The following is a 24,956-nucleotide window of genomic DNA, read 5'->3' on the forward strand; positions in this document are numbered from 1 at the left end:
GTTATCAACAACTAGGTATTACGATGGATATCCTTGCGAATTACGGCACTGTCCTGATTATTATTGCAGCAGCCTTCGGCTTTTTAATGGCGATTGGTATCGGCGCGAATGACGTCGCGAACGCCATGGGTACCTCGGTAGGTTCAAAAGCACTCACCGTAAAACAAGCGATCATTATCGCGATGATCTTTGAATTTGCCGGTGCCTATTTAGCCGGCGGTGAAGTGACGGATACGATCCGCAAAGGCGTAATCGAAACTTCTCTGTTTGCCAATCAACCTGACGTTCTTGTCTACGGCATGATGTCTGCGTTATTAGCAGCGGGTACATGGTTGCTGCTAGCCTCTTATATGGGTTGGCCAGTATCGACAACTCACTCTATTATCGGCGCCATCATCGGTTTTGCTTGTGTCTCTGTTGGCACAGAAGCAGTGGACTGGGGCAGTGTGAAAGGCATTGTCGGCAGTTGGATCGTTACCCCTGTCATCTCTGGTTTCTTTGCTTACGTTATTTTCGTCAGTGCTCAGCGCCTGATTTTCGATACTGAAAAACCGCTGATCAACGCCAAACGTTTTGTGCCTGTCTACATGTTCATCACCACCATGGTGATTGCGCTTGTGACCATTAAGAAAGGCCTAAAGCACGTCGGTCTTCACCTATCGAACAGCGAAGCGTGGATGTGGTCAGCTGGCTTCTCAGGGCTGGTCATGATTGGTGGCTACCTCTACATCCAGAAGAAATTTGCGAGCCGCGAAGATGACCACGGATTTGCCGGCGTTGAAGGCATCTTCAGTGTCCTGATGGTCATTACTGCGTGTGCGATGGCGTTTGCACACGGTTCGAACGACGTCGCCAACGCGATTGGTCCACTGTCTGCGGTCGTCTCTACGGTCGAGCACATGGGTGAAATCACTGGCAAGAGCACCATTGCTTGGTGGATTCTTCCGCTAGGTGGCTTTGGTATTGTGGTCGGTCTTGCGACATTGGGTCACAAAGTGATGGCAACGGTAGGTACCGGCATTACCGAATTGACGCCAAGTCGCGGCTTCGCTGCGCAGCTCGCAACGGCATGTACTGTGGTATTAGCATCGGGTACTGGTCTGCCTATTTCGACCACTCAAACACTGGTCGGCGCGGTACTGGGTGTCGGCTTTGCTCGCGGCATCGCAGCATTGAACCTAGGCGTGGTACGTAACATCGTTGCGTCGTGGATTGTGACACTCCCAGCCGGTGCACTGCTGGCCGTGGTGTTCTACTACGCGATTCAAGCAATGTTTGTCTAAGTCATCTGTCAGTACTGTGTTAGTGGATTCTTACTTCTGTTAATACACTGTCATTATTGACTCAATACCGCAGAAAGGGAGGCTCAGCCTCCCTTCTTTGTTGCGAAGCCCCTAGAAAATTCTTACTATTTGCCCTAGTAAAAATTAGACACAAAAAACTGTTAAAGGATTTACCGTGAAAAAATGGGTTTACCTGCTTTTGGCATCGATTGTGGCGGCCCCTGCCGCGTTTGCTCAAGACCGCTACATCTCTGATCAATTGTTTACTTACATGCACTCAGGACCAAGTAATCAATTTCGTATTATTGGTAGTGTCGATGCGGGCGAAAAAGTGACGTTTATCGAGTCCAATAAAGATTCCGGTTACAGTCACATCCAAGACTCGAAAGGACGCCGAGGATGGGTCGAAAGCCGTTTCGTGACCTCACAAGAGAGCGTGACACTGCGCTTACCTCGCGTAGAAAAAGAGCTGGCAGAAGTGAAAGAGAAGCTTGCCAATGCGCGCGCAAACTCTGATCAAGAAAAAGCGGGCTTGGTCGATTCTCTTGAAACACGCAACCGCCAAATCGCCGACCTAGAAAGCGGATACAGTGAGATGAGCCAGCAACTGACGGCTTCTCAAGAAGAGGTACGCAAGCTAAGAGCACAGCTTGACACCCAAAAAGACGACTTGCTACTCAAGTACTTTATGTACGGCGGTGGCGTGGCTGGTATTGGCTTGCTGTTGGGTTTGATTCTGCCGCACATTATCCCGCGCAGAAAGCGTTCACCATCGGGCTGGGCGTAATCCCCTAACCAAGATAACGAAAAGGTCGCCAATGCGACCTTTTCTTTTCCCTCTGTTTTTTACACCAGCCCTAGGGCTACCCTTGCCAATCATACAAGGCTGGGATTTCAATCTGCTCACCCGAGAAACTCACCATACAGTGCTGCGGTTCAATTGACACCAGTTGAACGCCGGTTGCGATCCAGTCTCCCTCTTGATACTCGACACCATTGACCTTAACCCAGCGTTTATCTGGCTTGCTTGAATAGACATGAGTTTGGAAATTGAGCGCGGGTAACTGCCCCGCCCACTTGAGACCTTGCTGCGCGAGTTGACTGACATTCGACGTCGGAGTGGGTGTTGACGATGGTTTGAGGGCACTTTGCACGCGAAGGGCTAACTCGGGCGATAGCTGAGAGAGATCTAAGTCATCAATGAAAGGTTGAGGCGAAGCTTGTACATTAGGTTGGGGAGATACCGGCGGTGTATCCATCAGTTGGCTATCCTCGGCCTCATTGCTACGAGGATCGCTCGGTAAGGCTTCTGCGTCATAAAGAGTGAGTTCGTACGTCATGGCTAACGCCTGCTCGTCTCGCCAAGGGGTAACGCTGAACTCGACAGGGCGCTCAATGACACTAGGCGACGCCGTTTGCTTGAGGAGCCAATCGGCTTCCACTTGACGGTAGTGACGCTCAACACCCAACCCTACTCCTAGCGAGGCAGGCAGCAATATCAGCAAGCTGATGACCATCATACTTGGGCGCGTTGCAACGCTGTCTATCGGCGAGTTGTTGACATCGTCAGCTGCAGATGCAGCTTGATAGCGATGCTGGGACGCCTTCAACGCTTTCATCATTTGTGACATCAGCGGTTCTCCTGCGCATCTGCGCTGTGATTGGCCATGACCATCCGGGTATCTAACCGCGGAGCCTCATGCAGACTCATCTGCTCAATTTTACGCAGCGTTTTCGAGCCAGCAATCCCATCAACCGTGAGCCCCTGCCAACGTTGGAACAATCTCACTTTTTGCTCTAGCGCCTCATCAAAGCGTGCACTTTGTGTTGAGGGTTGGTCAAGAATTGAGGAGAGATGAGCGTCGAGCGCGGCAATGGCCTCCCCTTCCATGCCAGGCTTGAGCGTGCCTCCCCAATAGCGCCGCCAAATATGTCGATACTCGCCATTCCAACGCCTCTCCAGTTCGGTGCTGGGCAAGGTGTACAACTGCCCGTCAAGCAGCAGCGTCGCGTGCTCTGAATCGAGTTGATACAACACCACATAACGTGGAGAGTCTGCCTCCCCCAACGTGAGCAGCACTGGGCGATTGGCTTGCACCAAAGTGGCTAAATCCCCTTGAGTCAGTTGGCATTGAAACACGCTTTGCTCATTCTCCAAACAGAGCTTATCCAACACAGACGCCTGGTAGCCCCAGACGCGATACAAGTTCGCCAAACCTTGCTCAAGATTAATGGCGGAGTCGAGTGCCGTTTTCAGCGTATCTGGCAGCACGTGGTTCACGGTCGGTTCACGGTGCTGGATAGGGTGACTGCGGGCGACTTGCTGCATAATCAGATCATCAGCCCAAAGCGCCGCACTTTGATAACCCACAACACTCAACGCGATACCTATTGCAGCCGCAAACCAATAAGGTGCACCGGATGATCTTGTCGAATGGCGAGGAGAAGTGATTTGAAACGAGGACTGGAAGCTCATCACCTCATCACAGGCACGCTGCACACTGTCATGGCTAGGCTTTAGCTCACCCCTCGAGTAGGCATGACGCAGCGCCGCGTCACACACCAAGTTGATCAACCTTGGGATCCCTTGCGTTTGGGTGGCGATCCACTTGAGCGAGCGCGAAGAGAAGAGTTCAGGATCGCCGCCGGCGAGTGTCAGCCGATGACGGACATAGTTCGCGGTTTCGGCGCTGTCTAGAGGGAGCAAGTGATAGCGGCCCGTGATCCTTTGCGCCAACTGACGCAAGATCGGCATTTGCAATTTTTGCTGCAACTCAGGCTGACCAATTAATAACACTTTCAATAGCTTGTGCTGCTCGGTTTCAAGATTGGTCAACAGGCGCAGCTGCTCAAGCACTTGCGCACTGAGGTGCTGAGCTTCATCAATCACCAACAAGGTTTGTCGACCTTGCGCGTAACTCTCAATTAAAAACTGGTGGATGGCCTGACTCAACTGCTTCAGTGAGGCGTCCTCAGAATAGGCAATGGAGAACTCATCACAGATGGCTTCTAGCAACTCTGATTCGGAAAAGGTTGGGTTGAGTATAAAACCAGCTTGCAGACGTCCTTGATCGACGATCGCATCCAAGTCATTCAACATCGCCTTGGCCACTGTGGTTTTGCCCGTCCCCACTTCTCCGGTTAACATGGCAAAACCGCCCCCTTCCCCTAAACCAGAGGTAAGGCGAAAGATCGCTTCCTTGTGACGCTGGCTGAGATAGAGAAAACGAGAGCTAGGCACAATCGAGAAAGGGAGCTCATGAAAAGCAAAGTGGTGTTTGTACATGCATCTCGTCTCTGAGTGGGTGGCGACTATTTGTTGCTGGGCATTTGTTGATAAGAAAAGTACCATTGCACACCCAATTAGCCAACGGCTATGTTTTAAAATGAGAAGGAGTGGCCATGAAACGATACCTTGTCGGTGGCGCGGTACGCGATCACCTGCTCAATATTGACGTTTACGATCAGGATTGGGTGATCGTTGGGGCCACACCCGATGATCTTATCGCGCAAGGCTACACCCCCGTAGGTAAAGAGTTCCCTGTCTTTCTTCACCCTAAGACGAAGCAAGAGTACGCGCTTGCACGTACAGAGCGGAAAACCGGTGCGGGCTACACTGGCTTTGATTGCTACTTCGCACCAGATGTCACGCTCGAAGAGGATTTACGCCGCCGCGATTTGACCATTAACGCCATCGCGCAAGACAGTGAGGGACATCTGATTGATCCCTACGGTGGCCTAAACGATATCGAACTGCGCCAACTTCGTCATGTCTCAGAGGCGTTTGTGGAAGATCCGCTGCGCGTGTTAAGAGTCGCTCGATTTGCAGCAAAACTCCATCATTTAGGCTTTGAGGTCGCTCAAGAGACGCTGGACTTGATGCGCTCCATTGCCGAGTCGGGAGAACTGTCTCAACTTACCCCTGAGCGAATCTGGCTGGAGTGGCAAAAGTCGCTCACCACAGAAAACCCGCACATTTTTCTTTCCGTACTGCGCGAATGTGGCGCGCTCGCAGTCGTGCTGCCCGAATTTGACGCCCTGTTTGGCGTACCGCAACCGGAGCAATGGCATCCAGAAATCGATACTGGCATCCACACGTTAATGGTCGCTGAACGTGCGGCGCGCTTGTCGCCTTCTGCAAGCGTGCGTTTTGCCGCTCAAGTGCACGATCTCGGCAAAGGGGTCACGCCGAAAAATGAGTGGCCGAGTCACAAACTGCACTGTCATACGGGGCTCAAGTTGATTAGAGATCTATGTGAGCGGGTAAAGATTCCCAATGAATACCGCGATTTGGCCTTGCTCGTCTGCCAATACCACTCCAATATTCATCGCGCCGCTGAGCTCAAGCCGGCAACGTTACTCAAAGTGCTCGATGCCTTTGACGTCTGGCGAAAGCCTGAACGATTAGACGATATCCTGCTCTGCTGCATGGCAGATAGCCAGGGAAGAAAAGGCTTTGAAGCCGAACCCTATCCACAAAAAATCTGGTTCGAACAAGCCTACCAAGCGGCGCTGAGCGTTGAAGTGAAAGACATCATTGCCGCTGGTTATCAAGGTGCAGAGATTCGCCAAGCGCTCAATCAACGCCGCATCGAAGCGATTGCCCAAAGCAAAGCGAAACGTCTCTCTAGTGACCGAAACGAAGAGTAGATGCTTAAAAGAAAAATCGTCACCCAAACGAAAAAGCCTAAGCAACTAGGCTTAGGCTTTGCACTCTACACAGAGTAACGGTTATGCGCTTTGCTCATTGAGTTCCGGCTCATCCGCTTTCTGTTTTAACAAGCGGCTGGTGATCGTACCGGCTGTCATTGCGCCTGAGACATTGAGCGCCGTACGGGCCATATCAATCAAAGGCTCAATCGAGATCAATAGTGCAGCAATCGTCACTGGCAGCCCCATCGCAGGCAACACAATCAGCGCAGCAAAGGTCGCGCCGCCACCTACACCAGCAATACCGAATGAGCTAATAGTAATGATCGCCACCAACGACAGTATAAAATTGATGTCCATTGGGTTGATACCAACCGTCGGCGCGACCATCACAGCCAACATCGCCGGATAGATACCCGCACAGCCATTTTGACCAATGGTGGCACCAAATGAGGCGGATAAGTTGGCAATCGCAGGCGGCACTTTTAATTTGCTGATTTGCGCTTCAACATTCAATGGAATGGTCGCTGCCGAGCTGCGTGACGTGAAAGCAAAGGTCAACACTGGCCAGATCTTAGTGAAGTACTCTTTCGGGCTCACGCCAACAAAAGAGACCAACACACCGTGCACAAGGAACATCAACGCAATTGCAAAGTAAGAGGCGATGATAAAGCCCAGCAGATTAAGAATATCACTCGCACTTGAGGTCGCGACCACTTTGGCCATCAAAGCGGCAATACCGTAAGGCGTGAGAGCCATGATCATTTTCACTAGGCGCATGACAATGGATTGCACAGCTTCAACAAAGGTACGAATCGGCGCCGCCAGTTCGGTTTTTTCCAACATCACCTTACGCGCGGCAACGCCAGAAAGGATACCGAAGATCACCACGGCGATAATCGAGGTCGAACGCGCACCCGTCAGATCAGCAAAGGGGTTGGTTGGAATAAAGCTGACTAGCATCTGGGGAATCGTCAGGTCACTGACACGATCCATTCGACCTTCTAAGGCAGACAGACGCGCCGCTTCACGCGAACCTTCTGTTAACCCTTCAGCAGAAAGACCAAAGCCTTGCGTCACTGCAATACCAATCAAAGCAGAAATCGCGGTGGTAAACAGCAGCACGCCAATGGTTAAGCCACTAATTTTGCCAAGGGAGGCCGAGTTCTCAAGCTTCACTACCGCTGCAAACATTGAGACCAACACCAAAGGCATGATGACCATTTGCAGCAAACCAACATAACCGCGGCCAACCACATTGATCCAGTCTAGGCTCGCACCAATCGCTAGGCTACCTTCCCCGTAAATCAGCTGTAACGCTAAACCAAATCCACTACCTAGCACCAATCCAATCAGCACTTGTCTTGATAGTGTTGCGCCTTTTCTTTGCTGAAGATTCAAGAAGAAAAGAAGCGCTGCAAATACCACTAAATTTGCAATCACTGCGACACTCATGATGTTTCCTTTTTAACCAACGTTGTTATTTGAATAATGTAAGACAAATACGGTAACGGTTTGTTGGAAAAATAGAAAATACTCAATTTCCATTATCTAGAAACTTTAGTTATAGAACTGAGTGCATAATGAGCAATAATGTAAACAGGTCGTAAATATCATTGATATTGTGGATAGAAAAACAAAAACGCTCCACCGAAGTGGAGCGTTTCTAAAGAGCTTTAAAGCTAGACCTTATTCAACAAAGAACTAAGTTTGGCCTTTTACTTCTTTAAGACCGCTTCCTTGAAATATGGAGGTGCACGCTCACCAAGCGCTTCCCAAAAAAAACGCTCCACCGAAGTGGAGCGTTTCTAAAAAGCGTTAAAGCTAAGCCTTATTCAATAAAGAATTAAGCTTGACCTTTTACTTCTTTAAGACCGTTGAAAGGTGCACGCTCACCTAGCGCTTCCTCGATACGGATTAGCTGGTTGTACTTAGCAACACGGTCAGAACGGCTCATAGAACCCGTCTTGATTTGACCTGCAGCAGTACCTACCGCTAGATCAGCGATAGTTGCATCTTCAGTTTCGCCGCTGCGGTGAGAGATTACAGCTGTGTAACCTGCGTCTTTAGCCATCTTGATTGCAGCTAGAGTCTCAGTTAGAGAACCGATTTGGTTGAACTTGATAAGGATAGAGTTAGCTACGCCTTTCTCGATACCTTCAGCAAGGATCTTAGTGTTAGTAACGAATAGATCGTCACCTACTAGTTGAAGCTTGTCACCTAGTAGTTCAGTTTGGTGCTTGAAGCCAGTCCAGTCAGACTCGTCTAGACCATCTTCGATAGAAACGATTGGGAACTTGCTTGCTAGCTCAGCTAGGTAGTGGTTGAACTCTTCAGAAGTGAAGGTTTTGCCTTCGCCTTTCATGTTGTAGATGCCAGCTTCTTTGTCGAAGAACTCAGATGCAGCACAGTCCATAGCTAGAGTCACGTCTTTACCTAGTTCGTAACCTGCCGCTGCAACCGCTTCTGCGATCACTTCTAGAGCTTCAGCGTTAGACTTAAGGTTTGGAGCGAAACCACCTTCGTCACCCACTGCAGTGCTGTAGCCTTTAGACTTAAGAACTTTAGCTAGGTTGTGGAATACTTCAGCACCGATACGTAGACCTTCTTTAAGAGTCTTAGCGCCAACTGGTTGGATCATGAACTCTTGGATGTCAACGTTGTTGTCTGCGTGCTCACCACCGTTGATGATGTTCATCATTGGTAGAGGCATAGAGAACTGACCAGCAGTACCGTTTAGCTCAGCGATGTGCTCGTATAGAGGCATGCCTTTCGCTGCTGCAGCAGCTTTAGCGTTCGCTAGAGAAACTGCTAGGATTGCGTTTGCACCGAACTTAGATTTGTTCTCAGTGCCGTCTAGCTCGATCATGATTGCGTCGATAGCCGCTTGGTCTTTCGCGTCTTTACCTGTTAGAGCAGTTGCGATTTCGCCGTTTACTGCTTCAACAGCTTTAAGAACACCTTTACCTAGGAAACGTGCTTTGTCACCGTCACGTAGCTCAAGAGCTTCGCGAGAACCAGTAGATGCGCCAGATGGAGCAGCAGCCATACCTACGAAACCGCCTTCTAGGTGTACTTCAGCTTCTACAGTTGGGTTACCACGTGAGTCGATGATTTCACGACCTAGAACTTTAACGATCTTAGACATTAATGTTTCCTCTCGTTCAAATATAAATGTCAAATTTAAAAGGCAGCAGCACAACCTTCGCCGCCGCCCGTATCCTTTTTACTTACTTCTCAAACTCGCCGCGTGAGTGCTGACCAGCGGCTTTCACGAAACCTGCGAATAATGGGTGACCATCACGAGGCGTCGATGTGAATTCTGGGTGGAACTGAGCCGCAACGAACCATGGGTGCGCAGGGTTTTCAATCATTTCCACCAGCTTCTTGTCTGCAGAAAGACCAGAGACCTTCAAGCCCGCTTTTTCAATTTGTGGTCGAAGGACGTTGTTCACTTCGTAACGGTGACGGTGACGTTCATGAATCGTCGCGCTACCGTAAAGCTCGCGAGCCTTAGTTCCTTTCTCTAAGTGACATAGCTGAGAGCCAAGACGCATAGTACCACCAAGATCCGAAGTTTCGGTACGTTCTTCAACTTTACCTTCACCGTCGACCCACTCAGTGATCAAGCCTACCACAGGGTATTTCGTCTCTTTATTAAATTCTGTTGAATGCGCGCCTTCCATACCCGCGACGTTACGAGCGTATTCAATCAGCGCGACTTGCATACCAAGACAGATACCAAGGTAAGGGACATTGTTTTCACGCGCGTATTGCGCTGCGCGAATCTTACCTTCGATACCACGGTCACCAAAACCGCCCGGTACTAGAATAGCGTCAAGACCGGCAAGCACTTCAACGCCTTTAGTCTCAACATCTTGTGAATCTACGTATTTAATGGTGACGTTCAAGCGGTTTTTCAAGCCAGCATGCTTAAGCGCTTCGTTGACTGATTTGTACGCGTCCGGCAGTTCGATGTATTTACCGATCATACCAATAGTCACTTCGCCCGTTGGGTTCGCTTCTTCATAGATAACCTGTTCCCATTCAGACAGGTCTGCTTCTGGAGCGTCGATACCAAAACGTGCACACACAAGATCATCAAGACCTTGCGATTTGATCAGTTGAGGGATCTTGTAGATCGAATCCACATCCTTCATCGAAATCACCGCTTTCTCAGGAACGTTACAGAAAAGGGCAATTTTCTTACGCTCGTTCGCTGGGATCATGCGATCGCTACGACAAACCAGAATATCAGGTTGGATACCGATAGAGAGCAACTCTTTCACTGAGTGCTGAGTCGGCTTAGTTTTCACTTCACCCGCCGCAGCAAGGTAAGGGACTAGCGTCAAGTGCATGAACATCGCACGTTCACGGCCGAGTTCAACAGCAAGCTGACGAATCGCTTCCATAAATGGCAATGACTCGATGTCACCGACCGTACCACCAACTTCAACGATAGCCACATCGTGCCCTTCAGAACCGGCAATAACACGGTCTTTAATGGCGTTAGTGATGTGAGGGATAACTTGAATGGTGGCGCCTAGGTAGTCACCACGACGCTCTTTGCGAAGCACGTCTGCGTAAACACGACCGGCAGTAAAGTTATTGCGCTTAGTCATCTTGGTGCGAATGAAACGCTCATAGTGACCAAGGTCTAGGTCGGTCTCTGCGCCATCTTCCGTGACGAACACTTCACCGTGCTGAGTTGGGCTCATGGTGCCCGGGTCAACGTTGATGTAAGGGTCAAGCTTCATCATGGTCACTTTAAGACCACGAGCTTCTAGAATAGCGGCTAGAGATGCAGCTGCAATACCTTTACCTAGAGAGGATACAACCCCGCCAGTAACAAAAATGTAATTTGTCGTCATGTTTAACCTGAAATTGGTTGAATGAGGGAAATGGAATTCTTCTGGACGGGACGAAAATATACCAGAAGACCCTAACCGCCACAACGTGAAATCTATCACAGTGTCATTTTTTCTTTTTTGCTTCAAATCAAATTCACGCGACGGCTGACTGTACTCAGACGAATTCGCGTGATTACTCTGAGCGAGTCTATTTTTCCGCTGCTTTTGCTTCATCCCACAGTGCATCAAGCGCCTCTAAGGGTAACTGTTCTAGCGTCTTATTCTGCGCTGCAACACGTGATTCTAAGCCTTTAAAGCGACGCACAAACTTAAGATTCGCCTTGCTCAATGCCGCTTCAGGGTCATGACCTAGGTGACGAGCAAGATTCACCACCGCAAACAGCAAATCACCGAGCTCCATCTCGACCTTGTCATCTTGCACCGAGACTTGAACCGCTTCCGAGACGACTTCATCGACCTCCTCGCGCACTTTATCCACCACGGGTCCTAAAGTGTCCCAATCAAAGCCCACTTTGGCGCACTTTTTCTGAATTTTTGTAGCACGAGAAAGCGCCGGTAGAGAAGCTGGTATTGAGTCTAGGATACTTTGTTCATTTTTGCCTAGTTGCGCTTTCTCTTTGGCTTTTTCCGCCTCCCAATTGGCGTTAATTTCCTCGTCGCTGGCAAACTCCGCTTGGCCAAAGACATGCGGGTGACGGCGCGTGAGTTTTTCATTCACTGTGTCGACCACCTCAGAAAAATCAAACAATTGCTGCTCTTTAGCCAGTTGACTGTAGAAAATCACCTGGAACAACAGATCGCCAAGCTCTTCTTTTAGATTGGTCCAATCGCGGTTGTGAATCGCATCCACCACTTCATAGGTTTCTTCAATGGTGTGCGGCACTATGGTGTCGAAAGACTGCTTTAAATCCCATGGACAGCCGTGTTCTGGATCACGCAGCTTGGCCATAATTTGCTCTAATTGTTCAATTGGATGACTCATGCCTCTCCCTCACAAAATGAAAAGGTGAGCAGCATAACCACTCACCTTCTAACTGTTAGTCGCGCTTGACGCGCATTGTCAATAATTGCTACCGATTCCGCTTAGCCCAAACGTTTAACGCTCATCACGTCTCGGATCTGTTCCACACGTTTGATCACCCGTGATAACACCTCGATGTTGTTCACTTCAAGATCAAAATCCATGATCGATAACTGTTTACGGTAGTCGACGCGACTCTTCATGCTGGTCACTTTGATTTTCTCATTGGCAAACAGCGTAGTGATGTCTTTTAACAGCCCACCGCGCTCCATCGCCTCAACACGGACAGTGAGAATGTAGGAGCCCACAAAGCCGCTGCCCCAAACGGTATCAATAATACGTTCTGGCGCATGGTGCCTTAACTCATCAAGCTGCTCACAATCGGCGCGATGCACTGAAATGCCACGGCCTTGGGTGATATAACCGCAGATTTCATCGCCCGGGATTGGCTGACAGCATCGAGCGAGGTGGGTCATCAAGTTGTCGACCCCTTCGACCACAACCGCATCCTTCTTAGGGCGGCTCTGAGCCGGCGCTTTGTGCTCTGCTTCTTGGAGCTTTTCTAGGGCTTGCTTGTCTTCTTCTTCTGCGGTGGGCTTATTCACCAACGCATTGATATGATTGATGATTTGGTTAATCCGCAAATCACCGCTGCCCACCCCAACAAACAGTTCATCGGTCGAGTTGACGTTAAAGCGCTTCAGCGAATAACGCTCGGCATCTTTTAACGTCGCACCAATTTTCGCCAGTTCCACCTCGAGAATCTCGCGCCCCGCCTCGAGGTTTTTCTCACGAGATTGCTTGCGGAACCAAGCATTGATCTTCGCGCGTGCTCGCCCTGAGGTCACAAACCCCATCGACGGATTTAACCAGTCGCGCGATGGATTGGGCTCTTTAGCAGTAATGATCTCAACTTGATCGCCCATCGACAATTTATGGGTAAAAGGCACGATACGGCCCGCTACTTTGGCACCAATACAGCGATGCCCCACTTCCGAGTGAATGTGGTAAGCAAAATCGAGTGGAGTCGCGCCCATCGGTAAGTCGACGACATCGCCACGCGGAGTAAAGGCATAGACGCGGTCATCAAACACTTGGCTGCGCACTTCATCCAACATCTCACCCGAGTCGGACATCTCCTCTTGCCAATCAAGCAGTTTGCGTAGCCAGGTAATTTTCTCATCGTACCCACTGCGACCAGCGCCGCCCTCTTTGTACTTCCAGTGCGCGGCCACCCCAAGTTCAGAATCTTCGTGCATCTGCTTGGTGCGGATCTGAATCTCGATGGTTTTGCCTTCCGGGCCGAGGATCACGGTGTGAATGGATTGGTAGCCATTTGGTTTTGGGTTTGCAACGTAGTCATCAAACTCACTGGGCAGGTGTTTGTATTTGGTGTGCACCATCCCCAGCGCGGCGTAACAGTCTTGCAGTTTGTCGGCGATGATGCGCACTGCGCGCACGTCAAACAGCTCATCGAACGCCAAATTTTTCTTCTGCATTTTGCGCCAGATGCTGTAGATGTGCTTGGGACGCCCGCTCACTTCGGCGTTGATGCCCGCCTCTTTCATTTCATCGGAGAGATCATCGACAAAATCTTTGATGTACTGCTCACGGACAATGCGTCGCTCAGAGAGCTGCTTTGCAATCTGTTTGTAGGTTTCCGGTTGCTGGTAACGAAAGGCGTAGTCTTCAATTTCCCACTTCAACTGACCGATACCCAAACGGTTGGCCAGTGGTGCGTAGATATTCGCACACTCTTTCGCTGCAGCACGGCGCACTTCATCGGGCGCTTTCTTTACTTCAATGAGGTTGCAAATTCGCTCAGCTAACTTAATGATTACGCAGCGAAAGTCATCAACCATCGCCAGTAGCATTCGGCGGACATTGTCCACCTGCGCCGATGCAGCGCTGCCTTCCATGGTAATGTTGAGCTGGCCAAGTGCCGCCATCTCTTCTACGCCATCAATCAGTTTGATGGTTTCTTTGCCAAAGTCTTCTTCAAAGGCATCACGCGCGTAGGCGCCAGCCGAGACGAGCGGAAACAGCAACGCCGCCACTAAGGTAGCTTTGTCCATCGACAGCGTGATTAAAATTTCGATCATTTCACGGCCACGCCATAACAGCAGTGGGCCTTGTTCATTACCCTCAAGTACCTTTTCGCACTGGCGGTACACTTCTTTTAAGCGCTGGGCAATTTTTGCGTCCTGATTAAGGCTCGCAATCCATTTTTCTAGCTCAAACTGTTCGTCTTGATTTAAGTGTGCGCTTCTTACCGCAACCATCTCTATCGTCCTAGTTTTTTATTTTTTTAACCTCGCCCAGCGGGCGGGTCTAATCCTTAACAAATAACGCCATTGATTCTAAATGGCTGGTATGGGGGAACATATCCAACATCGCGAGTTTTTCTAATTGGTAGCCCTGCTCGAGAAGGCTTTGCGAATCCCTTGCTAGGGTAGCAGGATTGCAAGAAACATAAACGACACGAGTCGCACCCAAGGCAGAAAGTTGTTCTACGATGCCGCTCGCGCCCGCTCGTGCTGGGTCGAGCAACACTTTATCGAACTTTTCACCCGCCCAGGCGTTATTTGCGATGGGCAGCTCCAAATTCGCTTGGAAAAACTCGACATTGGAGAGTTGATTGAGCGCCGCATTGTTCGCCGCTTTCTCAACCATCGCCTCCACACCTTCAACACCAACCACATGCGCTACATGCTTAGCGATTGGCAAGCTAAAGTTGCCTAGACCGCAAAACAGATCCAACACACGATCGCTGTCGCTCAACGTTAGCCACGCCATCGCCTGTTGGACCATTTGCGCGTTGACCTTCTGATTGACCTGAATAAAGTTATTTGGTTCAAACGCAATAGTCACGCCTGCTTCTTGGTAGACCCCAGCCTCGCCCCTCACCAACGTCAACTGATGACTTTCCGGCATCAAGTAAAGCGTGATGTGGTGAGTGGTCGCAAAGGCGATCAACGCCGCTTCTTCATTCTCGGTCAGCGGCTTGAGATGTCTCACCACCAAGATATTAACGTTGTCTCCCTTCACCAATTCCACATGGCCAAGGTGCTCTGGCTGACTGAACTCCGACAACAAGCCATACAGCGGTGCCATTAACGCGCTCAGCTCTGGCGCTAATACTGGGCAATCGGTCAGTGTGATGATCTCTTGGCTCTGTTTTTTACGAAAACCGAACTGTAACTGACGCTGCTTTTTATCCCACTTGATACTGATGCGCGCGCGGCGCCGATAGCCTTGCTCATCGCCAGAAATCAGGGCTGAGAGCGCTGCATCCTGTCCGCTGAATTTGCGCATCAACTGCGCCAAGGTGCGCGATTTATGCGCTTGTTGATCGGCGCTAGAGAGGTGCTGCATGTTACAGCCGCCACACATGTCATAATGCGGGCAAAATGGCGCAATACGCTCTGGGCTAGGCGTGAGAACTTTGATCAATTTGGCACGCGCGTACTTGGCTTTGCTTTCCGTCAGTTGAATCAATACCTCTTCTTTAGGCAGAGCGCCTTCAATAAAAATCGGCTTTTTATTTTGGTATGCCATGCCCGCACCGTGGTGATCGAGTTTCTCGACCAGAACAGATTGATGCTTAGTATTGAGTTGAGTTTTCTTTTTAGGTTGGAAGAAACGCGCCATGTGCCGTGCCTATTTCGCAGTCAACAGACTGTATTTGCTCTAATTACAGTGTCGATTCCCGCTTTTACAGCAGAATCATTGTGTGAGCCGACCGAGTTGATTATGCTTAAACCTTCGGCGGCTTCTATTTATGGAAGTTATTTTCCCATATCCACACCACGATGTTTAGACAATAATGACCAGATATGGCTTACGCGCCCGCGTTATTTCTCTTACTCTCGCCCCCACCTTGATCATCGGGCTTCTGCTGACCGCCTTCTTTTCCTTTAATCGCTATCACGATTTGGAAACTCAGGTCATCAATTCAGGTTTAAATATCGTTGAGCCTTTAGCAATTGCCAGTGAAGATGGGCTTCGCAACAACAGCCGCGAAGCTGTCAGGCGTATCATCAGCTTTGCGCATCGTAAGAACTCGAAATTTGTCCGCAGTATTGCCGTGTTTGATTACAAGCACGATCTGTTCGTGACCTCGAACTTTCACCCAAACTTCGAGTCGCTGACCTTTCCAAAACAAGAGCCCATCCCGCTGCTACTCACCTCTGATTTGCGCGACAACACCTTAATTCTTCGCGCACCCGTTATCTCTGAAGCGGGCTTAACCGCGACACTCGAAGGGCAAAGCACCACACCAGCACTCGGCTATGTCTCGATTGAGCTCGATCTCTCTTCGCTGCGCTTGCAGCAGTATCAAGAAATTTTTGCCGCTGCGTTAGTGTTGCTCGTCGGACTCGGCCTATCCGCCGTCTTCGCCTACCGCTTGATGTACGACGTGACCCGTCCGATCTCTCACATGAAAAACATGGTGGATCGCATTCGTCGCGGGCATTTGGATGTACGTATCGAAGGCAAAATGCACGGCGAGCTCGACTCGTTGAAAAACGGCATCAACGCAATGGCGGTCTCGCTGTCGGAATACCACGTGGAAATGCAGCACAGCATCGACCAAGCCACTTCCGATCTGCGCGAAACCCTTGAGCAGCTTGAGATCCAAAACGTCGAGCTCGATATTGCGAAAAAACGCGCGCAAGAAGCAGCGCGAGTGAAATCCGAGTTTCTGGCAAACATGTCACACGAGCTAAGAACGCCGCTAAATGGTGTGATAGGTTTTACTCGCCAGATGTTGAAAACCAAACTCACCAACAGCCAAACCGATTACTTGCAGACCATCGAGCGTTCCGCTAACAACTTGCTCAACATCATCAATGACATTCTTGATTTCTCGAAACTTGAAGCGGGTAAGCTGGCGCTAGAGAATATTCCTTTTGAGTTCCAAGAGTCGCTGGAAGAGGTGGTTAGCCTGCAAGCCACCAGCGCCCATGAGAAAGGGCTAGAGTTGACGCTCAAAGTGGATCCGAAAATTCCGGCGGGTCTCGCTGGCGATCCGCTGCGCATCCAACAAGTGTTGACCAACCTGGTGGGCAACTCCATCAAGTTTACTGAGCGTGGCAACATCGATATCAGCGTCGAACTTCGCTCACAGCGCGATGACGTGGTTGAGTTGCAATTTATGGTGCGCGACACGGGTATCGGTATTTCAGAGCGTCAACAAGCGCAGCTTTTCCAAGCCTTTAGTCAAGCAGACGCCAGCATCTCGCGCCGCTATGGTGGCACCGGGCTTGGGCTAGTCATCACGCAGAAACTCGTCAGTCAAATGGGCGGTGAAATCAGCCTAACCAGTCGCTTGCACCAAGGTTCTACCTTCTGGTTTACCCTGAGATTGCATGTCACCGATATGCCGGTGAGCGATCTCATCGAAGCGCAAACCCTAGCGCAGCGCCAGTTGCTACTAATTGAACCTAATATGCAAGCGGCCTCGATCGTACAAAACATGTTGACTCGCGAAGGGTTGTCGGTCACTTACCGCTCGTCGATGCCTGAAGAAGCCGCCAACTATGATTACGTGCTGCTTAATCTGGCTCCGAGCCAAGATAACACCGTTAGCGAAGTGGAAAGCTTGGTGGAACGCGCCATGGCCTACGCGCCGCACGTTGTCCTCGGCATGCCAAGTACCGCCCTCGCTTTGTCTGATCACTTGATTCAAAAGTATCAAGTTCACTGCATCACCAAACCATTGTCACGCCGTAAGCTTCTACAGACGTTAGCCGCCAACCAAGAGGCGCTGCCTATATTGGAGCCCAACACGCCTGTCAGCACCGATAAATTACCACTGACGGTGATGGCGGTGGATGATAACCCCGCGAACTTGAAACTCATCACCGCTCTGCTCAAAGAGCGCGTTGAGCGAGTGATCACCTGTAGCAATGGTGAAGACGCCGTCGCACAGGCGGAACATCAGCATTTCGATATGATCCTTATGGACATTCAAATGCCGAAAATGGATGGGGTTACCGCCTCCAAAGCGATCAAAAAACTGCCGCTCAATGAGCAGACTCCGGTGATCGCTGTCACCGCTCATGCCATGCTAGGCGAGCGCGACCGCCTACTTAAAGCCGGCATGGATGACTACCTCACCAAACCAATAGAAGAGCATGTATTGCAGCAGGTGTTGATGCACTGGAACCCCAATGCCACTGTGCAAGAGTTGGAAAAGCTCGATCTTTCAGTCCACACAACACCGGACGTGCCGAGCACACCGTCCGCGAGTGATAGCCAAATCGTCATTGACTGGCCCGCCGCGCTGAAGCAATCTGCCAACAAAGCCTCGCTCGCCAAAGAGATGCTGCAAATGCTGGTCGACTACATCCCCGAGGTCAATTCGGTTGTTGAACAGGCGCTCACGGGGGATGGGAATGAAGAAGCTCGAGCGAATCTGATTCATCATGTCCACAAACTGCATGGCAGCAGTTCATATTGCGGTGTGCCACGTCTTAAGTTGATTTGCGCGACATTAGAGAAAGCGCTGCGCTCAGACGCGAGTATTGAAGAGGTGGAGCCGGAGCTGTTTGAGTTGCAAGATGAGATGGAAAAAGTGACCGAGATGTCGGCCCACTACCTAGCACTTAATTAGGTCTCGGCCTGACATCAGGCCGATTCGTAAATTACCGTCGCCATCGCATAGTGGCGCTCATCAGAGATCGACAGGTGGACATGCGCCACCTGTTTTTGATTCGCCAATGCTAAAGCTTTATTCGCCAGCGTCAGGACGGGCGCACCGAGTTCGTCATTGCTGATGGTAAAGTCTTGAAAGGTCACGCCGAGCGCGATTCCCGTTCCCAATGCTTTTGACGCGGCTTCTTTCGCAGCGAAGCGTTTGGCGAGAAAACGCGCCTTCTGTTTAATGGCATGAAACGTATCGAGCTCAGGCGGCGTTAAGATTCGCTGGGCAAACGCATCACCACTGCGAGCGAGGGCTTTTTCCACTCGCTCGATTTCCGCAATGTCTGTGCCTAATCCTACGATCGCCATAGTGACTACTTTCTAGCTTCAACCATAATGGCCTTCATGTCAGCCACGGCTTTTGCCAAACCATCAAAGGCCGCGCGGCCGATAATTGAGTGACCAATGTTCAACTCGTACATTTCTGGAATGGCCGCAATCGGTGCCACATTGTGATAGGTGAGGCCATGCCCGGCATTCACGGTAATGCCGAGATCGGCGGCATAGCTGGCGCCTGCGGCGATCTTTTTCAATTCGTCTTGTTGGTCTGCATCATTGGTTGCATCGGCATAGTGGCCGGTGTGCAGTTCAATGTACGGTGCGCCACACGCTTTTGCGGCGTCGATTTGCTGGCGATCGGCATCAATGAACAGAGAGACTTTAATGCCGGCATCGGTGAGTTTTTGGGTCGCCGCTTTGATTTTCTCAAGTTGCCCCACCACATCCAGACCACCTTCTGTGGTCAGCTCTTCGCGTTTCTCTGGCACCAAGCAGACATACTCTGGCTGGGTTTGCAGCGCAATCTCGACCATTTCATCGGTAACGGCCATTTCCAGATTCATTCGCGTTTGAATCGTTTCACGTAAGATACGAACATCACGATCGTTGATGTGACGGCGATCTTCGCGTAGGTGGATGGTGATCCCATCTGCACCGGCGCGCTCAGCCACTTCTGCGGCATGGACAGGGTCTGGGTATTTTGTCCCGCGTGCGTTACGTAGAGTTGCGATGTGATCGATGTTCACGCCAAGGTAGATTGAGCTCATTATTCCATACTCCGTGCTCTGGGAACCCTTGCGATGAAAAGTTCCCTGCTTTTTAAAGGTTTGCCGCCAAGATACGGCTTTAAGGCCAGTCGTGTAAAGCGTTTTGCCGCTTTGAGTTGTTCTTTTGTGGTGAAGCGACGCTCGCTGATCGCGATCAGTTCATTGCCTAAAAACGTCAGGTTGTCGTTTCTCACTGAGGCAATGAATCCTTTCTGCTCGCGATAGCGATAGGTCATCTCCGGTGAGACTGGCTCGCCACTGCCCGCACAGTGTAAAAAATCCACGCCATACCCCATCGCCGACAGCAGCGCCAACTCAAAGCGGCGCAAAGCAGGCTCTGGATTCTCGCTTTGCGCCAACTCCGTCAACGCATGCAGGTAGTCATGAAACAGGGCGGGCATCGCCACTTCGGCCATTAACACTCGGCCAATCAACTCATTGACGTACATAGCAGAATAGAGATTAATACCAAAGAGAGGGAGACCTAAACTGATCGGCTCGGCTTGGCGCAGTGTTTTCATTGAACCTTTGCCTGACCATTTCAATAGCAGTGGTGTGAAGGGTTGCAGCGCCCCTTTGAGGTTAGAACGTTTGCTGCGTGCACCTTTTGCCATCAAGGTGATGCGGCCATACTCTTCACTGAAGACGTCAAGAATCAGGCTCGATTCACTATAGGGTCGGCGATGAAGTACAAAGCAGCGTTGTAAACCTTCTGATGACATAGCCTTTGATCACAACAGACACGAGGTTACGATCCTTCGTCAACCCAGTGAGGAGAATGCTCTCTTAGCGAGGCGCTAAGAGAGCCAACGGTTAAAGATCGTCGATGTAACCGAGAGAGCGTAGTGCGCGCTCGTCATCCGCCCAACCCGATTTCACTTTGACCCACGTTTCTAAGTAGACCTTACGGCCAAACAGTTCTTCCATATCGAGGCGCGCTTCGCGACCAATCGTCTTGATTTTCTCGCCGCCTTTGCCGATGACCATTTTCTTCTGGCCACTGCGTTCCACCAAGATCAGTGCGTTGATGTGGAAACCGTCGGTGTCTGGATTGTAATCGAAACGCTCGATTTCCACCGTCACCGAATAAGGTAACTCTTCGCCAGTAAAGCGCATCAACTTTTCACGCACAATTTCAGACGCCATAAAGCGCTGAGAGCGGTCAGTCACATACTCTTCAGGGAAGTGATGGGCCGCTTTAGGTAAGTGTTCACGGACATGCTTACGCAGCACATCAATGTTTTTACCGTGTTTGGCCGAAATCGGTACCACATCGACGAATTCCATCTTCTTCGACAGATCCATCATGTGCAGCATCACTTCGTTGCGATCTTGAACGTTGTCGACTTTGTTGACACAAAGCACAACAGGGAAGTTCGACTTCTGCAACTTGGTGAGCACCATCTCATCGTCTTTGGTCCAGTGGGTGCCATCAACGAGGAAAAACACCAGATTGACATCACTCAATGAAGAGTTGGCCGCGCGATTCATCAAACGGTTGATGGCGCGTTTCTCTTCAATGTGTAGCCCTGGGGTATCGACATAAATCGCTTGGTAATCCCCTTCTGTGTCCACCCCCATAATACGGTGGCGCGTGGTCTGAGGTTTACGTGAAGTTATCGAAATTTTTTGACCTAGAATGCGATTCAGTAGTGTCGATTTGCCAACATTCGGTCGGCCAACAATGGCAATAAAACCACAGTGTTGGTTCTCTGGCGACGCGGTTTCACCACTTGATGAAAAGAACGCATCGATATCAAATTCGTTGTTGTCAGTTGAGTCAGTCATTGTTAAGTTGCTCTAGCGCTAATTCCGCAGCCGCTTGTTCTGCCTTGCGGCGGCTGGTGCCTTTGCCAATGACAGGATCTCCGATGCCTGCCACTTCACACGAAACCGTAAATTGCTGGTTGTGTGCTTCACCTTTAATAGTAGTCACTGTATAGACAGGAAGCGGTTTTCTTCGCCCTTGCAGAAATTCTTGCAAACGCGTCTTGGGATCTTTTTGCGATACCCCCGGCTTAATGGCATCCAAACGACTCTGGTACCAGCTGAGTATAATCCTACGGACTACTTCAATATCGCTATCCAAGTATATCGCCCCAATGATCGCCTCTACAGCATCGGCAAGAATGGAATCACGACGGAAACCGCCACTTTTTAACTCACCTGGACCTAATTTTAAGTGATCTCCGAGTTCGAATTCTCGACCCAGTTCCGCCAGCGTATTGCCACGCACTAAGGTCGCACGCATACGGCTCATGTCCCCTTCGTTCACTTTAGGGAAGCGGTGATAAAGATCGTCAGCAATGACAAAACTTAAAATTGAATCGCCCAGAAACTCAAGACGCTCATTGTGTTTTCCATTTGCGCTGCGGTGTGTCAACGCAAGTTGGAGTAACTCGGCATCGTTGAACGGATAGCCGAGTCTGTTTTCTAGATTAGTGATTGGAGAATTCATGCTCTCTCGATAGTTTGTGCTTTAAACAAGCTAGTTAATGCCACCAATGCGGTTAAAACGCACACCAGTTGGAATCCAAGTCGGTAAGACACTGTCTGCATCACGATCAAACTCAAAACTGATCCAAATTGCAACGGCCTTGCCAACGAGGTTGGCCTCTGGAACAAAGCCCCAGTAGCGGCTGTCAGCACTGTTGTCACGGTTATCACCCATGACAAAATAGTGCCCTTGCGGTACGACCCACTCGTTCACACCACTGCGTGGCTGATACGCCGACACGCGATCACGACGAAGAGGGTTAACCAAAATTTGATGCTCCACTTCACCCAACTCTTCATTCAGTTGGATAAGTGGTACGCCGTCTTGAATAAACGGACTCTCTACCACATTCGATAATCCCACTTGGCGGCAAGTGCTCTCACCTTGTGGCTGAATGCAGATCTCTTTTTTGCTGCTGTAACGCACGGTATCACCCGGAAGGCCGACCACACGTTTGATGTAATCGATGCTCGGTTGTGGTGGATACTTAAAGACGACCGTATCACCGCGCTCCGGTTTGCCTGTTTCCACCAGTTGTGTACGCCAAACGGGATCTTTGAGTCCATAAGCGTATTTCTCAACCAGGATAAAGTCGCCGACTAATAGCGTTGGCATCATGGAGCCTGATGGAATCTGAAACGGCTCATAAATGAACGAACGCAGCACCAACACAATCGCAATCACTGGGAAGATGGAAACACTGTTTTCGATCCACCAAGGCTGCTTTTTCACTTTGGCTAACGTCGCGTCATCCAAACCTGTGGTTTGCGCTTCGATATCCATCACTTGGCGTTGACGCTGCTTAGCAAAAACCAGCTTCTCCAGTAGCCAAACAATACCTGTCACCAAAGTGACGATGACTAGGATGAGTGAAAATGTGTTCGCCATTGACTTCCCTTATCTCAAAAATACGAAAGTGAAAGGGTAACCCCTTTCACTCAAAACGTTGGCGCCAAAGCAAGTCAACATCGCCGACCCACTAGCGCGCTCAATCTTTACCGGTGGGCAAACTTAATCTTTGCCTACGTGCAGAATAGCAAGGAACGCTTCTTGTGGCAGCTCGACGTTACCGATCTGCTTCATACGCTTCTTACCCTCTTTTTGCTTCTTCAGTAGTTTCTTCTTACGACTCACGTCACCACCGTAACACTTAGCGATAACGTTTTTACGCAGCTGCTTCACCGTAGAGCGAGCAATAATGTGATTACCGATCGCCGCTTGAATCGCAATATCAAACATCTGACGTGGAATGAACTCTTTCATTTTTTCCACCAGCTGGCGGCCGCGAGTTTGCGATTGATCTTTGTGCGTGATTAGCGCCAGCGCGTCGACTTTATCACCGTTGAGCAGTACATCCACGCGTACCATGTTAGACGCTTCAAAGCGTTGGAAGTTGTAATCCAGAGAAGCGTAACCACGTGAGGTAGACTTCAAGCGGTCGAAGAAATCAAGCACCACCTCTGCCATCGGGATATCGTAAGTCACCGCTACCTGGTTGCCGTGGTACACCATATCCACTTGAACGCCGCGCTTTTCAACACACAAGGTAATCACGTTACCTAAGTAATCAGAAGGCACCAAAATATTACAACGTGCAATTGGCTCACGAATCTCTTCGATATCGTTGATCGCCGGCAGTTTTGCTGGGCTATCCACATAGATCAGCGTGTCGTCGGTCTTTTCCACTTCGTACACTACGGTTGGCGCAGTGGTGATAAGATCAAGATCGTATTCACGCTCTAGACGCTCTTGAATGATCTCCATGTGCAGCATGCCAAGGAAACCACAACGGAAGCCAAAGCCCAGTGCCGCCGAGTTTTCTGGCTCGTAGAACAAAGAGGCATCGTTCAAACTCAGTTTACCTAGCGCGTCACGGAAGTTTTCGTAATCGTCTGAGGAGACAGGGAAGAGACCCGCATACACCTGAGGTTTGACTTTCTTAAAGCCCGGTAGTGGTTTTTCGCTGCCGTTTTTCGCCAACGTCAGCGTATCACCAACAGGCGCGCCCAAGATGTCTTTGATACCACACACAACCCAACCGACTTCGCCAGTGCGAAGAATGTCGGTATCGACTTGTTTTGGAGTGAAAATACCTAAACGATCCACCCCCCAAGTTTGACCTGTGCTCATCACTTTGATCTTGTCGTTCTTTTTCAATTGACCGTTCTTGATGCGCACCAAAGAGACGACACCTAAGTAGTTGTCAAACCAAGAGTCGATGATCAACGCTTGCAGAGGTGCATCGGGATCGCCTTCTGGCGCTGGAATCGCAGCAACGATGTTTTCCAGCACATCGTCCACACCTAGACCCGTCTTCGCTGAGCAGCGAGTGGCCTCCATCGCATCAATCCCGACGATCTCTTCGATCTCTTCGGCAACGCGCTCAGGATCAGCGGCAGGCAAGTCAATCTTGTTCAGAATAGGCACAACTTCCAGATCCATTTCGATCGCGGTGTAGCAGTTCGCTAGGGTTTGTGCTTCAACGCCTTGACCGGCATCTACCACCAACAGCGCACCTTCACAAGCAGCCAAAGAGCGCGACACCTCGTAGGCAAAGTCAACGTGCCCTGGAGTGTCGATAAAGTTGAGCTGATAAGTTTCACCGTCTTTAGCGGTGTAGTTCAGTGTCACACTCTGCGATTTGATGGTGATACCACGCTCACGCTCCAGATCCATTGAGTCGAGAACCTGAGCGGCCATTTCACGGTCGCTTAAACCACCACAAACTTGGATTAAACGGTCTGATAGGGTCGACTTACCGTGGTCGATATGGGCAATGATCGAAAAGTTACGAATGTGCTTCATGATTTGGTGTGACTAAACTCTTTCAAATAGGGACGAAATACCAATCGAAATAACCCTCTGCCGAGCAGTTCAGTT

At 50.2% G+C, this 24,956-nt stretch carries 19 protein-coding genes; 4 read left to right on the forward strand and 15 right to left on the reverse strand.

Features of this window, described 5'->3' with window-relative positions:
• Nucleotides 1-23 precede the first annotated feature (23 nt).
• Both AC6R10_RS08635 and AC6R10_RS08640 read left to right on the forward strand, forming a co-directional pair.
• Entirely contained in the window at nucleotides 24-1,283 is a 1,260-nt protein-coding gene (locus AC6R10_RS08635; protein WP_500626469.1) for an inorganic phosphate transporter, read from the forward strand.
• 175 nt (nucleotides 1,284-1,458) lie between these two features.
• On the forward strand, nucleotides 1,459-2,070 hold the full coding sequence (locus AC6R10_RS08640) for a TIGR04211 family SH3 domain-containing protein (protein WP_334554218.1): 612 nt from the start codon (nucleotides 1,459-1,461) through the stop codon (nucleotides 2,068-2,070).
• A 76-nt stretch (nucleotides 2,071-2,146) separates the two neighbouring features.
• Here the strand turns inward: AC6R10_RS08640 and AC6R10_RS08645 are convergent, their stop codons facing one another.
• Both AC6R10_RS08645 and AC6R10_RS08650 read right to left on the reverse strand, forming a co-directional pair.
• Nucleotides 2,147-2,914 (reverse strand): general secretion pathway protein GspB, encoded by a 768-nt coding sequence (locus AC6R10_RS08645; RefSeq protein WP_500671990.1) that lies wholly within the window; start codon nucleotides 2,912-2,914, stop codon nucleotides 2,147-2,149.
• Nucleotides 2,914-4,569: an ExeA family protein gene (locus tag AC6R10_RS08650; RefSeq protein ID WP_500671991.1), complete on the reverse strand. Its 1,656-nt coding sequence runs from the start codon at nucleotides 4,567-4,569 to the stop codon at nucleotides 2,914-2,916. The genes AC6R10_RS08645 and AC6R10_RS08650 overlap by 1 nt, the downstream gene beginning before the upstream one ends.
• Before the next feature lie 116 nt (nucleotides 4,570-4,685).
• Between AC6R10_RS08650 and AC6R10_RS08655 the strand changes: the two genes are divergently transcribed.
• Nucleotides 4,686-5,933 (forward strand): multifunctional CCA addition/repair protein, encoded by a 1,248-nt coding sequence (locus AC6R10_RS08655; RefSeq protein WP_500671992.1) that lies wholly within the window; start codon nucleotides 4,686-4,688, stop codon nucleotides 5,931-5,933.
• An 81-nt stretch (nucleotides 5,934-6,014) separates the two neighbouring features.
• Here AC6R10_RS08655 and AC6R10_RS08660 read toward each other — a convergent pair whose 3' ends face one another.
• The 6 genes from AC6R10_RS08660 to rlmD all read right to left on the reverse strand — a co-directional run bounded on the left by AC6R10_RS08660 (nucleotide 6,015) and on the right by rlmD (nucleotide 15,476).
• On the reverse strand, nucleotides 6,015-7,388 hold the full coding sequence (locus AC6R10_RS08660) for an L-cystine transporter (protein WP_334554211.1): 1,374 nt from the start codon (nucleotides 7,386-7,388) through the stop codon (nucleotides 6,015-6,017).
• A gap of 391 nt (nucleotides 7,389-7,779) precedes the next feature.
• Nucleotides 7,780-9,081, reverse strand: coding sequence for a phosphopyruvate hydratase (gene eno / locus AC6R10_RS08665; protein WP_334554209.1), 1,302 nt, complete (start codon nucleotides 9,079-9,081; stop codon nucleotides 7,780-7,782).
• Between the two features lie 82 nt (nucleotides 9,082-9,163).
• On the reverse strand, nucleotides 9,164-10,804 hold the full coding sequence (gene pyrG, locus AC6R10_RS08670; RefSeq protein ID WP_334554207.1) for a CTP synthase: 1,641 nt from the start codon (nucleotides 10,802-10,804) through the stop codon (nucleotides 9,164-9,166).
• A gap of 187 nt (nucleotides 10,805-10,991) precedes the next feature.
• Nucleotides 10,992-11,786: a nucleoside triphosphate pyrophosphohydrolase gene (mazG, locus tag AC6R10_RS08675; protein WP_500671993.1), complete on the reverse strand. Its 795-nt coding sequence runs from the start codon at nucleotides 11,784-11,786 to the stop codon at nucleotides 10,992-10,994.
• A 101-nt stretch (nucleotides 11,787-11,887) separates the two neighbouring features.
• The gene (gene relA, locus AC6R10_RS08680; protein ID WP_334554203.1) at nucleotides 11,888-14,107 is read right to left on the reverse strand and encodes a GTP diphosphokinase; all 2,220 of its coding nucleotides are present in this window, start codon (nucleotides 14,105-14,107) and stop codon (nucleotides 11,888-11,890) included.
• A gap of 49 nt (nucleotides 14,108-14,156) precedes the next feature.
• Nucleotides 14,157-15,476 (reverse strand): 23S rRNA (uracil(1939)-C(5))-methyltransferase RlmD, encoded by a 1,320-nt coding sequence (gene rlmD, locus AC6R10_RS08685; protein ID WP_500671994.1) that lies wholly within the window; start codon nucleotides 15,474-15,476, stop codon nucleotides 14,157-14,159.
• Nucleotides 15,477-15,651: 175 nt separating this feature from the next.
• On the opposite strand from rlmD, the gene barA reads away from it, so the two are divergent.
• The gene (gene barA / locus AC6R10_RS08690) at nucleotides 15,652-18,444 is read left to right on the forward strand and encodes a two-component sensor histidine kinase BarA (RefSeq protein ID WP_500671995.1); all 2,793 of its coding nucleotides are present in this window, start codon (nucleotides 15,652-15,654) and stop codon (nucleotides 18,442-18,444) included.
• Between the two features lie 14 nt (nucleotides 18,445-18,458).
• Here barA and acpS read toward each other — a convergent pair whose 3' ends face one another.
• From acpS to lepA, 7 genes are all read right to left on the reverse strand, one after another.
• Entirely contained in the window at nucleotides 18,459-18,842 is a 384-nt protein-coding gene (gene acpS, locus AC6R10_RS08695; protein ID WP_500626462.1) for a holo-ACP synthase, read from the reverse strand.
• A gap of 5 nt (nucleotides 18,843-18,847) precedes the next feature.
• On the reverse strand, nucleotides 18,848-19,579 hold the full coding sequence (pdxJ, locus tag AC6R10_RS08700) for a pyridoxine 5'-phosphate synthase (RefSeq protein WP_334554195.1): 732 nt from the start codon (nucleotides 19,577-19,579) through the stop codon (nucleotides 18,848-18,850).
• A complete protein-coding gene (gene recO, locus AC6R10_RS08705; protein WP_500671996.1) occupies nucleotides 19,579-20,301 on the reverse strand; it encodes a DNA repair protein RecO in 723 nt (240 codons plus the stop codon). Before recO ends, pdxJ begins: the two co-directional genes overlap by 1 nt.
• A 91-nt stretch (nucleotides 20,302-20,392) precedes the next feature.
• Nucleotides 20,393-21,367: a GTPase Era gene (gene era, locus AC6R10_RS08710; RefSeq protein ID WP_334554191.1), complete on the reverse strand. Its 975-nt coding sequence runs from the start codon at nucleotides 21,365-21,367 to the stop codon at nucleotides 20,393-20,395.
• On the reverse strand, nucleotides 21,360-22,037 hold the full coding sequence (rnc, locus tag AC6R10_RS08715) for a ribonuclease III (protein WP_334554189.1): 678 nt from the start codon (nucleotides 22,035-22,037) through the stop codon (nucleotides 21,360-21,362). The genes era and rnc overlap by 8 nt, the downstream gene beginning before the upstream one ends.
• Nucleotides 22,038-22,067: 30 nt before the next feature.
• Nucleotides 22,068-22,964 (reverse strand): signal peptidase I, encoded by an 897-nt coding sequence (lepB, locus tag AC6R10_RS08720; protein WP_500627902.1) that lies wholly within the window; start codon nucleotides 22,962-22,964, stop codon nucleotides 22,068-22,070.
• A gap of 123 nt (nucleotides 22,965-23,087) precedes the next feature.
• Nucleotides 23,088-24,881 (reverse strand): translation elongation factor 4, encoded by a 1,794-nt coding sequence (lepA, locus tag AC6R10_RS08725; protein ID WP_500671997.1) that lies wholly within the window; start codon nucleotides 24,879-24,881, stop codon nucleotides 23,088-23,090.
• Nucleotides 24,882-24,956: the final 75 nt, after the last annotated feature.

It is taken from the genome of Vibrio sp. R12-SG2-ISO1 (genome assembly GCF_059834045.1).